Source organism: Paenibacillus sinensis (assembly GCF_019904155.1).
Lineage (GTDB): Bacteria > Bacillota > Bacilli > Paenibacillales > Paenibacillaceae > Paenibacillus_AQ > Paenibacillus_AQ sinensis.
Genome location: NZ_JAHCMB010000183.1, coordinates 84356 through 96864, shown reverse-complemented (window position 1 = coordinate 96864; position 12509 = coordinate 84356). Strand labels below are relative to the sequence as shown.

Below are 12509 nucleotides of genomic sequence, written 5' to 3'. Positions count from 1 at the left end.
TTTGGAACCGCCGTATGCGGACCCGCATGTACGGTGGTGTGAGAGGACGGGGGCTTGCCGCCCCCTCCTACTCGATTAGTTTCATCCCGCTGGCCGGATTTAATTTGATGAGGGAGGAAATGGATGTATGGGCGAAGCGCTGCTGGAAATCTCCAGCCTGAACAAGTCGTTTGATACCAAGAGCGGTCCCGTGCAGGCGCTTCGGGAAGTCGATCTCCAGGTAGAGAAGGGAGAATTCATCACAGTTATCGGTCCAAGCGGCTGCGGCAAAAGCACGCTGCTGCGCATCATCGCCGGCCTGGATGCCGGTTATGACGGCACGGTGAAGCTGGGTGGAGCGGAGATCGGCGGTCCTGGCGTCGACAAAGGTTTTATTTTTCAGGAGCATCGCCTGTTTCCCTGGCTGACTGTTGAGAAGAACATCGCTTCCGATCTGTCTCTGCGAAGTCCCGAAGTCCGGAAGAAGGTGGATGAGCTGATCGGGCTGGTGAAGCTGAAGGGCTTCGAGAAGGCTTACCCCCGCGAGCTGTCGGGCGGCATGGCCCAGCGGGTGTCGATCGCGCGGGCGCTGCTCCGGAATCCGAAGATTCTGCTGCTCGACGAGCCGTTCGGCGCGCTGGACGCTTTTACAAGAGCGCATATGCAGAGTGCTCTGCTGGATATTTGGCGGAACAATGGAACGACGATGATTCTCGTCACGCATGATATCGACGAAGCGGTCTTCCTGGGCAGCCGGGTGGTCATTCTGGACCCAAGGCCGGGAAAAATCCGCAAGGTCGTCCGCATCGATCTTCCGTATCCCCGCAAAAAAGCAACAACTTCCTTTCAGGAGCTTCGGCTGAAGGTGCTAAGCGAATTTGAGAAGGTGGAGGAACTGGAGCTGACTGATGGAGCTGGTATTTAGCCGGATATAAATCCGATTTAATTGATTGGAATTATATATAATTAACTGTGAATGGAGGATTGATGTTCCGATGAGCAATCGCGCCGCCGTCATCCGAACGCCGGGAAGACCCGGACGAAGCGCACAGCTGCTCCTCGGTCTGCTGGTCCCGGCTTTGGTGCTCGGCCTATGGCAGATCCTCGGACAGAACGGCTTGATCTCCGATCTGCTGTTTCCGACACCCTACACGATCCTGACCTCGCTCGTTTCGCTTGCGGAGTCGGGTGATTTATGGATCAACCTCAGAGTCAGTGCCGCCCGGGCGTTCTCCGGCTTTGTGCTTGGCGGCGGTCTTGGACTCATCTTCGGCATTCTGGTCGGCCTGTTCAAGCGGACGGAGAAGCTGCTTGATCCTTCGTTCCAGATGATCCGCATGATTCCGAGTCTCGCAGTCGTTCCGCTGTTCATTCTCTGGTTCGGCATCGGAGAGGAATCGAAGGTGCTGCTGATTGCGAAAGGGGCTTTTTTCCCTATCTATATCAACACCTACATGGGCATACGCGGGGTGGACAACAAGCTGTTCGAGGTTGCCAGGGTGCTCGGCTTCGGCCGGGTGAAGCAGGTGACGAAGCTGGTGCTGCCGGCGGCGGTTCCCAGCATTATGCTCGGTGTACGTTTGTCGCTCGGATTGTCCTGGCTGGGTCTGGTGGTAGCCGAGCTGATCGCCTCGACATCCGGCATTGGCTATATGATGTCCGATGCCCGGCAGTTCGCCGATACGCCGGTCGTCTTCGTCGGCATTCTGGTCTTCGCGGTCTGCGGCCTGCTGAGCGATGGAGCGGTCCGTCTCGCGGAACGCCGGCTGCTGCGATGGAAAGCAAGTCATTAGGTTAAGGAAAGGAGTATGACCATGAGTGAAGGAGCCAAGGCGCTGTTTCGGGCAGGAACCAAGGCTGCAGAGGGAAGCTTCAAGCCTGAAGCGAAAGCCAAAGCGGCTGAGCGGGTGGGTGCTGCGTCAAGGTGGAGGGCCTATCTGTCGGATCTCGGCGCCGGGGCGCTGGTCCCGGCTATCGTAGTGGTGCTGTGGCAGGCCGGTGCCAGAGCCGGGTGGCTGTCGCCTGAGTTTCTGCCCTCGCCGCTGACCATTGTCCAGTCATTCATCGAACTGACCGTATCCGGAGGTCTGGCGCAACATCTGGGCGTCAGCCTCGGGCGGGCGTTCCTGGGCTTTCTGATCGGCGGCGCGGCCGGGCTGCTGCTAGGCGTGTTGAACGGTCTGTTCCGCAGCGCCGAGTATTTGCTTGATCCCGGCATTCAGGTGCTGCGGCTTGTCCCGCATCTGGCGATCGCCCCGCTGATCATTCTCTGGTTCGGCTTCGGCGAAGTTTCGAAGGTAGCCATTATCCTGAGCGGGTCCTTCTTTCCGCTCTACATTAATACCTTCCTGGGAATCCGCAACAGCGATCCCAAGCTGCAGGAGGTTGGACGGGTTCTGGGCTTCACGGCGTTCCAGCGGCTGCGGCGGCTTATTCTTCCTTCGGCGCTGCCGAGCATCCTGCTCGGGGTACGGCTGTCCCTCGGCGTCGCCTGGATCGGTCTGGTTGTCGCCGAGCTGATCGGCTCCCAGTCGGGAGTGGGATTTCTCATTAATGAAGCCAAACAAAATTCCAACACGCCGGTCATCTTCGTCGGCATTTTGATCTTCGCTGTGATCGGCAAGCTGATTGATTCGCTGGTGCGATTGCTGGAACGCAAATTTTTGTCCTGGCGGGACAGCTATTCGGGCTAGAGGATAGAATCTCTCCCGGCGCAAAGGCGCCGCCACATATTCAACTTTAAAGGAGGCCATAAGCATGACATTGGGAGCAGACAAGGGTGTATTGGAACTTAAGGCAGATGTCCTGATCCTCGGCGGAGGGCCCGCCGGTACATGGGCGGCTCTGACAGCCGCGGCCAAGGGCGCTTCGGTTGTGCTGGCCGACAAAGGTTACTGCGGATCAAGCGGCGCGACGGCTCCGTCCGGAACGGGCGTCTGGTATGTTGAGCCTGATCGGGAACTCCGTGAGAAGGCCAAGGCCAGCCGGTATACGCTGGGCGGCCAACTGGCGGAGGACCGCTGGATGGACAGGGTGCTGGATCAGACCTACGAGAACATGAACCGGCTTGGCGTCTCAGGGTACCCATTCCCGGTCGACGAATACGGCAGGCAGCACCGGCGGGGGCTGCAGGGGCCGGAGTACATGAAACTGATGCGCAGGCTGGTGAAAAAGGCCGGCGTCCGCATTCTCGATCACAGTCCGGCGCTGGAGCTGCTCGCCGATGAGCATGGCGTGGCCGGCGCTTCCGGTGTCCGCACGCAGAGCGGCGGAACCTGGAGAGTGACGGCGGGGGCGGTCGTGATCGCCACCGGGGGCTGCGCCTTCCTGAGCAAGGCGCTTGGCTGCAACGTGCTGACCGGCGACGGACTGCTGTTCGCTGCGGAGGCCGGGGCATCCATGTCGGGCATGGAATTCTCTAATGCCTATGCCATCTGCCCGACGTTCTCCACCGTAACAAAGACGGCGTATTACAGCTACGCCAGCTTCTATTACGAGGACGGCAGCGTCGTGGAAGGAGCCGGCTCGAAGAAAGGGCGCTCCGTGATCGCCCGGAATCTGCTCGCCGGCCGCCAGGTATACGCCAAGCTTGACCAGGCGCCAGACGATTTGCAGCCGCTGCTGCGGGTGGCGCAGACGAACTACTTCCTGCCCTTCGACCGGCTCGGCATCAATCCGTTCAAGGATGCCTTCCCGGTTACGCTTCGGCTGGAAGGAACGGTTCGCGGCACCGGAGGAATTCGCATAACAGACGAGAATTGCGGCACTGGAGTGCCGGGTCTCTATGCCGCCGGCGATGCGGCGACCCGCGAGCTGATCTGCGGCGGCTTCACAGGCGGAGGCAGCCATAATGCCGCCTGGGCGATGTCATCGGGCTCCTTCGCAGGCGGAGGGGCGGCCGACTACTCGCTGAGACTCGGAGCCCGCGCCGCAGGCCGCAACCCGTCCGGACTGTCGTCCTCTACGCTCACCGCACATGAGGGTGACCGAAGCTCCCAGAGCCGGACGGCGGATTACATCTCGGCCGTTCAGGACGAGGTGAAGCCATACGATATTAACCTGTTCCGCACCGGAGCGGGACTTACGGCTTCACTGGGCCGGCTTGACCGGCTGTGGAAGGAGCTGCGCGGCGGCGAGGTTGCCCTGACCGCCCATGGGGTGAAGCGGCGCGAAGCCGCCGCCATGACGGCGACGGCCCGCTGGATGTACGCTTCGGCGCTGGCGCGGACCGAGACGAGAGGCATGCACAAGCGCGAGGATTACAAGGCGCTTGACAGCGGTCAGCATTACCGTCTGGCGAGCGGCGGGCTGGACGAAATCTGGGTGTCTCCCGAAGCGGTGAAGGAGAGTGCGCTGCTATGATCGAGATTGTCAGCGCAGACCGGTGCATCGGCTGCAATCAGTGCGTGGCTGTCTGCCCGACCAACGTATTTGACAAGGGAGAGTCCGGCGTGCCGGAGATCGCACGCCAGAGCGACTGCCAGACCTGCTTCATGTGCGAGCTGTACTGCCCGGTTGACGCCCTATATGTGGCGCCCGACGCGGAAGCCGCAACCGGTGTGACCGAAGAGCAGCTATCTTCGGGAGAGCTGCTCGGAGGATACCGGGCCAAGGTCGGCTGGGGCAAAGGGCGTCAGCCCGTTGCCAGCCACACTTTTATGATCCAGCTGTCCCGCCGTGCGGGATTTTGACAACAACGACAGATTCTTTAATTACTGAGGGGAGAAATGGTAAATGACGCGCACAGGCAGAGAGATTCAAAGGGGAGAGGCGCGGGGCTTCCGGCTGGCGCTGATTGCAGGCATGATTCTGATGCTGCTGGCGGTTACCGCCTGCGGTAATAACGGGAATGCCGGGAATCAGGCCGACGGGGCCGGCAAGGCGGAAGCGGCGTCCGCCGGGAGTGGCGAGGCAAGCAGCGTTCCGGCCGTGTTGAATTATGGATACATCGGAAGCAACAAGCTCAATCTGCCCGGCGGCGCCGAGGGCTGGGGCCTGTACAAGGGCATCATTCAGGAGGAACTGAAGAAGTACGGAATTACGGAAGTCAAGCTGACCGGATTTCCAAACGGTCCCGACCAGACGGAGTCGCTGATCAGCGGCCGGCTGGACTTCGGCTCTCTGGGCGATACACCGGCGCTTATCGCCCGTTCCGGGGGCGCCAAGACCCGCCTGATCGGCCAGGGATCAGCCCATACGGTCGGTTATCTGATCGGGAAGAAGGACGGTCCGAAGACAGTGAAGGACCTTCAGGGCAAGACAATCGCCACGCAGAAGGGCTCGTTCATGCACCGCTATCTGGTTGGACTGTTGAAGCAGGAAGGCGTTACCGACTATAAGCTGGTGCACATGCTGATACCGGATGCGACGGCGGCGCTTGCCCGGGGCGACATTGACGCGACGACAAACAACGGCGTTCAGGCTATCAAGCAGATCGACGGCGGGTATCCTTTACTGGACGACGCTACGAAGCATCCGGATCTGCTGGGGTCCAGCGTGACGGTTGTGTCCGAAGATTATCTGGCCAAATTCCCGGATTTTCCGAAGGTATGGAACGAGGCCCGGGAGAAGGCGCTGGCTGACCTGAAGCAGCACCCCGATGAGTATTACCAGTTCCTGGCTGAAATCGGGGATACGACGACGGATATCGTCAAGCAGGTCAGCCCGATCGAAGATTTGAAGGATACAGCTTATACCGATGACGGGCTGGCGCTGCTGGAAGGCACCAAGAGTTTCCTTGTGGAGGAGAAGCTGGCCAAGAAGGACTTTTCTATTGAAGAGTGGCAGGCCAAATAATAGAGCGGACGGATTTTCCGGGCGGGCTGGGTTTTTTGGCCCGTCTTTTTCCTCTGAAATTCGCGTTTTTTCTTGGATTTTCTCTGATTTTGTCGAATTCGAAGAGGCATTTTGGAGGATATTGTAGTCCCCGAAAACAAGCCTATTTTTCTATATACGATGCGAAACCAAGAGCTTATACTAAAGCTGCGCACCGTTTTCAGCAGGGTGACCGCTCCCCCAGGGCACACTTGGTTAACTTGAGAATTTATTGCTGGAGGAGAATGTATGAGTACTATTGACCTGGCGGGCCAGCTTTCCGGTTATACGGGAAGATTGCTGCGAGAACGGTTTGGGAGAGGTCCCGAATCGGTATATGCTTCAATCGGGAAGCAGTGTGTGGCGCTGCATATCCGCAACTTCATGGGACCGGTGGAGCGCTTTTTGCTTAACAAGGAGGAGGAGCAGGCCTTTCGGTACACAAGGGAGCTGTTGATGAAATCGCTTCTGCCGGAGCTTTCTTCTTATTTAAAAAACGAATTGGAATTTGACACCGGCGAGATTTTTTACGACTGGGGCATACATAACGCATCGGGGATGATTGTGGCGCTTGCTGAGGGATGTGAGGCTTCGGCTGACAGCTACATAAGACAGGAAGAGGTTCACGCCCAGATTAACGAGGTGAGCAGCAAGGTTCAGAAGCTTCCCGATTTGACGATCTCCTGGTGGATCAATCCGCGCATGCTGATCGTCAGGCGGGAAGGCATAATGATCCCGCTCGAGAAAGAACTGATCGGGCTTGGCTATGAGAACACGTTGAAGACGACCAAGCGGAAAATGGAAAAGCGCTATCTGGAGATGACGACCGTAGCTTCACTGCTCGGCAAAGAACTGTCCGACATTTATGTGGACTGGGATTTCGAGAAGGATACCAGCGTCATCGCCTATACATTCAAATAAGATCATATATCAGGTGGAAATGAGTCGGACATGCAAATGAGCCGAACGTGAGCCGGAGCAAAGGGGGAAGCCCTTTCTTCGGCTTTTTCATTTTCAAGGATAGGGCAAGCAGACTGAAGCAAGGAGGACGGTACCATCATGGAAGATCATGCGCAGAAGGTTCTGTATGTAGAGGATAATTTGCTGAACATGGCGCTCATGCACCATCTCTTCAAGAAGAATCTGCCGTCCGTCCTGCTGCTGAAGGCCGAGACCGGCGAGCAGGGGCTTGAAATCGCCCAAGAGCAGCTTCCCGACCTGATCATTCTGGATATTGGCCTGCCGGGAATGAATGGCTATGAGATCATGGAATGTCTGCAGCGGAGCGCCGGTACCTCCTGCATTCCGGTACTTGCGGTTAGCGCGTTCGCTCTGATGTCGGATCTGGACATGGCCCGGGATACGGGATTCGCCGGATACATCACCAAACCGATTCAGGTGAGAGTCTTCACGGAGACTGTACAGGAGCTGCTCGCCGGAGCGGGAAGATTGACTCGCAATTAACGCATCATAAGTGATAGCAAGCCTTGGGGAAAAGGGCCGTCTACGCTCTGAAAAAGCAGACCAGGAGCATGGCCCGCACTGCTGATCAGCCTGGATTTTTGGAATTGACTTTCGCCCGGATATGCAACATATTATTAGTAAAGTTTTTAATTAATAGAGTGTCTAATAGTCTTCTTAACTATTCCACAAACGGGCGGTGGATTATTGTGACGAAGAACGGTACGGATGAATGTTGGCTGCTTGGACATGCCTATTTCACGGCCGCTGCGGAAGAAGGACAGGCTGCCGGGAAGGAGCCTACACCGCCCTTGAATATCCTGGTGGCGGAGGATAACGAGGTGAACCAGATTGTGCTCCGGAAGATGCTCGAGAAACGGGGGCACGCCGTATCCATGGTATCGGACGGGCAGGAAGCCGTCGAGGCGCTTAAGACGGATACCTACGATCTGGTCTTCATGGACGTGCAGATGCCAAGGATGAACGGACTGGAGGCGGTCCGGATGATCAAGGACACAATGCCGTCCGAAGAAATACCGGTCATTATCGCCATTACAGCCAATGCGCTGAAGGGCGACCGGGAACGCTGTCTGGCCGCCGGCATGGATGAATACATCAGCAAGCCTGTGCGCAGCGAGACGCTTCGAAGCGTAATCTCGAAATTCTTCTGAGAATAGCCGCCGCTTATCGGTGATCACACCGAAAGCGGCGGTTTTTTTGTGATGGGAATCCGGGTTATATCTCATGAGGTTATTATGTATAATCAATGTAGTTATTTTCTATTTAAAGGGGGATATTCCAAATCAATAGAGTGGTTTTAATGTTGTTTTCGTTGCTGTCCCTTAACTTGCTGTTGGCTTGCAGCAGCCAGCCCAGCGGAGCGTCTTATCCAACTGCCTCAGAAACATCTGTGCCTGTAACACCATCCTTTTCTCCAGAGATTACGGATACTCCTACTGAAATAAACGGGGATGCCGTTAGCAAGTTTCCGAAATCCATTCTTTCTGATTCTATTTCTCTAGATTCTGTTGGAAGTACATCTTCCATTCGGGCAGAAACAGATCTTGAAGATGGAGAGTTATTAATGATTTCCGGAGACCATGAAGAGCGCGGACACTTAATTGTTCCAAGTGTTCTGGGAGCTGAGGGCGATGAGACATTTCAAAGCAATTATCAGTTTGTCTATCGGAAGGGGAACGATGATAAGGTTCTTTTAGAGTTGCCTGCCTTTTTGTATGTCCAGCCAACTGATAAAATACTATCTTTTGATAAAGTGAGCTTTAAGGAAGCGGATATTTTTTTACTAACCCCGCAATATCGGACCGGGCACGGTCTTGAAGCGTATTTGTTCGCAGCAGATAAACAAAATGGGAATGTATTTTCTTTAGAGATTCGGAAGGGGAATACAATATCTAAAACGCTCTTGTATTCCGAACAGACCAGTCCCTTTAATCAAAACGAACAATTAGTTGTGTATCCTCCAATAGGAGCTGGTACGCCTGAAAAGGATGCTAAGGAAATACATTATAAGTTAGACCTGCGGGATAAGCAGTTTATTGTAGAATAAAATAGGATATACACTCTCCCCATCATCACTAATTAATGGATAACTTGTCTTACCCTATTCAGTGAACGCAACCTGAAGCACATATTTAGCAACCCGCCCAATCTGCATATATTCTCTTGCAACCTTCCGGATTATCCTTTAAAATATGACAATACACTAAAGACATTGACGAAGAGAGTAAGCGTCCATACGGATCTGGACAGGGAGGGCATGCCGGAGATTGAGAGCTGCCTCTGAGACGGAGACGCCGAAGTTCACTTCATAGTCGGGTTCCCGAAGTGCCGTTCAGGCGATGTGTAAGGAATCCCGCGCCCCGCGTTACCGGGTCAAAGACAGAGCTTCTTCAGATGGTTGCGGGTTCCCCGAATCCGATCAATCGCGAAGATGTCTCTAAATAAGGGTGGTACCACGGCTCCTCGTCCCTTGACGAGGAGCCTTTTTGCGTATATTTATTTAAAAAAAGGAGTGCAGAAGAACATGAGCAACGCCGAATTGGAACAATTGAGAAACCGTCTGGACGAAATCAACAGCGAGCTGCTGAAGCTGATTTCGGAACGGGCGACTGTGGTGCAGAGCATCGGTACCGTCAAGGAGAAGCAAGGGGTGCCGAAGTTCGATCCCGAGCGGGAGAAGAAGATGCTGGATAAGCTGGTCGAAGAGAACAAGGGGCCGTTCACGGAAGGCACGATCCGCACGCTGTTCAAGCAGATCTTCAAGGCTTCGCTTGATCTGCAGAGCACCGAGCACAAGAAGAACCTGCTCGTCAGCCGCAAGACTCGCAAAGAAGACACCCTCATCCTTCTTCCGCAGGATGTCGTGGTCGGCGGCAACGCTTCCCTGATGGTAGCTGGCCCTTGCTCCGTCGAGAGCGAGCTGCAGACGCGCACAGTGGCGGCCGCTCTGGCCAAGGCCGGCATCAAAGTAATGCGCGGCGGCGCGTTCAAGCCCCGCACCTCGCCTTACGATTTCCAGGGCCTCGGCATGGACGGTCTCCGCATTCTGCGTGAAGCGGCCGACGAGTACGGCCTGCTCACGATCAGCGAGATCGTGGACCCTGCGCATATCGAGCCTTCGCTCGACTATGTCGACATTATCCAGATCGGCGCCCGCAACATGCAGAACTTCGAGCTGCTGAAGGCTGCCGGCGAAGTGAACAAACCGGTGCTGCTGAAGCGCGGCCTGGCGGCGACCATGGAGGAATTCCTGCATGCGGCCGAGTACATTCTGTCCCGCGGCAACACCCAGGTTATGCTGATCGAGCGCGGTATCCGTACCTATGAGAAATGGACGCGCAACACGCTCGATATTTCCGCAGTGCCGATTCTGAAGCAGGAAAGCCATCTGCCGGTGCTGGTTGATGTGACGCATTCCACAGGACGCAAAGACATCCTGGTGCCTTGCGCCAAGGCCGCACTCGCAGCCGGAGCGGACGGCATTATGGTTGAGGTTCATCCGGACCCTGCAACGGCGCTGTCCGATGCGGCGCAGCAGCTGAATATCGATGAATTCAACACCTTCTTCAATGATGTGAAGGCATCGGGCCTGTTCCGCGAATAGGAGCCAGCCGCCTTCATCCGTGAAGCCCCCGGGGTCAGCCCCGGGGGTTTTCGCGCGTATTGCCCTAATGTGCCCGCTGTTTGGATTCCATGCTTACAGACGGATTATCTGTTATTGCTGCGACCGAACCCGCTGAACTCCCGTATATTGTCATACAGCGCATAGCAGGGCGGGGAGATTCCGAAGCCGGAAAGGTCGGAACATTCCGCCGGAAAGGCCGCGCAATTTTGATGGGGGGAATGTTTGTGAGCAGTACTGAAATGAATCCTAAAATGAAATCCTGGCGTCCGGGAAAAATGATCGGCGTGGCGGTGGCTGTTGTTCTCGTGCTGCTGATTGGAGGCAATGCGTTCTCTTCGGTCGAATACGGTCATGTCGGCTTGTACAAAACCTTCGGGAAGCTCGACGACCAGGTGCTGTCTCCGGGCATGCATCTCAAAATTCCATTCATCCAATCCGTTATCCAGGTCAACACCCAAGTCACCAAATCGGAGACCGATACGTCGGCTTCCTCCAAGGATCTTCAGCCGGTATCGACTCATGTGGCGGTGAATTTCTCCGTGAACAAGGAATCGGCGTTCAATCTGATGAACAATATCGGGGGCAGCTTTGATTCCGTCATCATCAACCCCGCCATTCAGGAGATCGTGAAGGAAGTGACGGCCCGCTATCCGGCGGAAGACCTCATTACCCGCCGGGATATCGTAGCCGGAGAGATCAGCGAGCTTCTGACCAAGCGTCTCGCCAAATACGATCTGATCGTCAACGATATCAACATCGTCAACTTCAAGTTCTCCGACGCGTTCAACCAGTCGATCGAAGCCAAGCAGGTAGCCCAGCAGCAGGCGCTCAAGGCGGAGAACGATCTGAAACGGGTCCAGATCGAAGCGAAGCAGAAGGTCGCCCAGGCTCAGGCTGAGGCCGAATCGCTGAAGCTGAAGAAGCAGGAGGTTACACCCGAGCTGGTGCAGCTCAAGCAGATCGAGGTACAGGAGAAGGCGCTGGACAAATGGGACGGGAAGCTGCCGAGCGTAACGGGCGGAGCCACGCCATTTATCGATTTGGACCCTCTGGCGTCGAAATAAGCCGGAAATGTACACTCTATACCTTCAGCCCAAGAAGACTCTCTGGCCGATATGACCGGGGAGCCTTTTGACGGTATTGCAAGGAATACGGCCTCAATCACTGCGAGAGAAGGTACTGGAATTGAACAGCCGCTTGCGCATGCTGTGCCCGATTTTCACGGAGGTTATATCGCAATCGAATATCTGGAGCTTCAGAAATTCGGCTGCCCCACTGAACAGCAGCTTTGCAAAGAAAGCCTCCTGATTGTATGATTACAGAGATATCTGGATTAGTACAGAATTGAATTAATGGAGGAACGCATATGAGCGAGAGCAATTTGACACGCATGATCGACCATACGCTGCTGAAGGCGGATGCCCGCAAGGAAGATATCATCAAGCTGGCCGAGGAGGCCAAAACCTATAAATTTGCTTCCGTCTGCGTGAACCCGGCTTGGGTGGCGACGGCGTATGAGGTGCTGAAGGATACGCCGGAGGTGAAGGTCTGCACGGTCATCGGCTTTCCTCTGGGAGCCTCGACACCCGAGACGAAGGCTTTTGAGACGGAGAATGCCATTCAGGCCGGTGCCGGGGAAGTTGATATGGTCATCAATATCGGCGCGCTGAAGAGCGGGGATGACGAATGGGTGAAGCGGGATATCGCTGCTGTAACCGGAGCAGCCCGCGGCAAAGCGCTGACCAAGGTCATCATCGAAACCTGCCTGCTGACGGACGAGGAGAAAGTTCGCGCCTGCAAGCTGGCCGTCGAAGCCGGAGCCGATTATGTGAAGACCTCGACCGGGTTCTCGGGCGGAGGGGCGACGAAGGAAGACATCGCCCTGATGCGGCGGACCGTGGGTCCGGATATCGGTGTGAAAGCTTCCGGCGGGGTTCGCAGTGCGGAGGACGCTCTCGTGATGATCGGAGCGGGCGCAACGCGAATCGGGACAAGCGGCGGAGTCGCCATCGCCAAGGGCGAGCAGAACATCAGCGGTTACTGAGTTCATGCTCCTGCGAACGGGGATTAAGGGTTAAGGCCGAAGGGACAACCCCTTCAGGGCCTATCC

The 12509-nt window shown here is 56.0% G+C and carries 13 protein-coding genes; all 13 read left to right on the top strand.

From position 1 onward, the window contains the following. Positions 1-127: 127 nt before the first annotated feature. The gene (locus tag KIH86_RS20780) at positions 128-904 is read left to right on the top strand and encodes an ABC transporter ATP-binding protein (protein WP_223080673.1); all 777 of its coding nucleotides are present in this window, start codon (positions 128-130) and stop codon (positions 902-904) included. A 70-nt stretch (positions 905-974) separates the two neighbouring features. Beyond that, positions 975-1772, top strand: a complete 798-nt coding sequence (locus KIH86_RS20775; RefSeq protein ID WP_223080674.1) for an ABC transporter permease — start codon at positions 975-977, stop codon at positions 1770-1772. Between the two features lie 21 nt (positions 1773-1793). Further along, positions 1794-2672 (top strand): ABC transporter permease, encoded by an 879-nt coding sequence (locus KIH86_RS20770; RefSeq protein ID WP_223080675.1) that lies wholly within the window; start codon positions 1794-1796, stop codon positions 2670-2672. Positions 2673-2736: 64 nt separating this feature from the next. Beyond that, positions 2737-4341 (top strand): FAD-dependent oxidoreductase, encoded by a 1605-nt coding sequence (locus KIH86_RS20765; protein ID WP_223080676.1) that lies wholly within the window; start codon positions 2737-2739, stop codon positions 4339-4341. Next, entirely contained in the window at positions 4338-4670 is a 333-nt protein-coding gene (locus KIH86_RS20760) for a 4Fe-4S dicluster domain-containing protein (protein WP_223080677.1), read from the top strand. Before KIH86_RS20765 ends, KIH86_RS20760 begins: the two co-directional genes overlap by 4 nt. 43 nt (positions 4671-4713) lie before the next feature. Further along, positions 4714-5775, top strand: coding sequence for an ABC transporter substrate-binding protein (locus KIH86_RS20755; RefSeq protein WP_223080678.1), 1062 nt, complete (start codon positions 4714-4716; stop codon positions 5773-5775). Positions 5776-6042: 267 nt separating this feature from the next. Continuing rightward, complete coding sequence (locus KIH86_RS20750; protein ID WP_223080679.1) at positions 6043-6714, top strand: Na-translocating system protein MpsC family protein; 672 nt, start codon at positions 6043-6045, stop codon at positions 6712-6714. A gap of 138 nt (positions 6715-6852) precedes the next feature. Next, the gene (locus KIH86_RS20745; RefSeq protein ID WP_223080680.1) at positions 6853-7257 is read left to right on the top strand and encodes a response regulator; all 405 of its coding nucleotides are present in this window, start codon (positions 6853-6855) and stop codon (positions 7255-7257) included. A gap of 206 nt (positions 7258-7463) precedes the next feature. Further along, the gene (locus tag KIH86_RS20740; RefSeq protein WP_235775519.1) at positions 7464-7925 is read left to right on the top strand and encodes a response regulator; all 462 of its coding nucleotides are present in this window, start codon (positions 7464-7466) and stop codon (positions 7923-7925) included. 149 nt (positions 7926-8074) lie between these two features. Next, positions 8075-8821 carry a hypothetical protein gene (locus KIH86_RS20735; protein WP_223080682.1) on the top strand — a complete coding sequence of 249 codons (747 nt, stop codon included), beginning with the start codon at positions 8075-8077 and terminating at the stop codon, positions 8819-8821. A gap of 477 nt (positions 8822-9298) precedes the next feature. Continuing rightward, positions 9299-10378 carry a bifunctional 3-deoxy-7-phosphoheptulonate synthase/chorismate mutase gene (locus KIH86_RS20730; protein ID WP_223080683.1) on the top strand — a complete coding sequence of 360 codons (1080 nt, stop codon included), beginning with the start codon at positions 9299-9301 and terminating at the stop codon, positions 10376-10378. A gap of 245 nt (positions 10379-10623) precedes the next feature. Beyond that, positions 10624-11463: a prohibitin family protein gene (locus KIH86_RS20725; protein ID WP_316503066.1), complete on the top strand. Its 840-nt coding sequence runs from the start codon at positions 10624-10626 to the stop codon at positions 11461-11463. A gap of 302 nt (positions 11464-11765) precedes the next feature. Beyond that, positions 11766-12443 (top strand): deoxyribose-phosphate aldolase, encoded by a 678-nt coding sequence (gene deoC / locus KIH86_RS20720; RefSeq protein ID WP_223080684.1) that lies wholly within the window; start codon positions 11766-11768, stop codon positions 12441-12443. Positions 12444-12509: the final 66 nt, after the last annotated feature.

Excerpts from the sequence above, each read along its gene's own strand:
- KIH86_RS20760 (WP_223080677.1), top strand. The coding sequence starts at position 4,338 with ATGATCGAGATTGTCAGCGCAGACCGGTGCATCGGCTGCAATCAGTGC.
- deoC (WP_223080684.1), top strand. The coding sequence starts at position 11,766 with ATGAGCGAGAGCAATTTGACACGCATGATCGACCATACGCTGCTGAAG.
- KIH86_RS20765 (WP_223080676.1), top strand. The coding sequence starts at position 2,737 with ATGACATTGGGAGCAGACAAGGGTGTATTGGAACTTAAGGCAGATGTC.
- KIH86_RS20755 (WP_223080678.1), top strand. The coding sequence starts at position 4,714 with ATGACGCGCACAGGCAGAGAGATTCAAAGGGGAGAGGCGCGGGGCTTC.
- KIH86_RS20730 (WP_223080683.1), top strand. The coding sequence starts at position 9,299 with ATGAGCAACGCCGAATTGGAACAATTGAGAAACCGTCTGGACGAAATC.
- KIH86_RS20750 (WP_223080679.1), top strand. The coding sequence starts at position 6,043 with ATGAGTACTATTGACCTGGCGGGCCAGCTTTCCGGTTATACGGGAAGA.
- KIH86_RS20780 (WP_223080673.1), top strand. The coding sequence starts at position 128 with ATGGGCGAAGCGCTGCTGGAAATCTCCAGCCTGAACAAGTCGTTTGAT.
- KIH86_RS20745 (WP_223080680.1), top strand. The coding sequence starts at position 6,853 with ATGGAAGATCATGCGCAGAAGGTTCTGTATGTAGAGGATAATTTGCTG.
- KIH86_RS20735 (WP_223080682.1), top strand. The coding sequence starts at position 8,075 with ATGTTGTTTTCGTTGCTGTCCCTTAACTTGCTGTTGGCTTGCAGCAGC.
- KIH86_RS20770 (WP_223080675.1), top strand. The coding sequence starts at position 1,794 with ATGAGTGAAGGAGCCAAGGCGCTGTTTCGGGCAGGAACCAAGGCTGCA.
- KIH86_RS20775 (WP_223080674.1), top strand. The coding sequence starts at position 975 with ATGAGCAATCGCGCCGCCGTCATCCGAACGCCGGGAAGACCCGGACGA.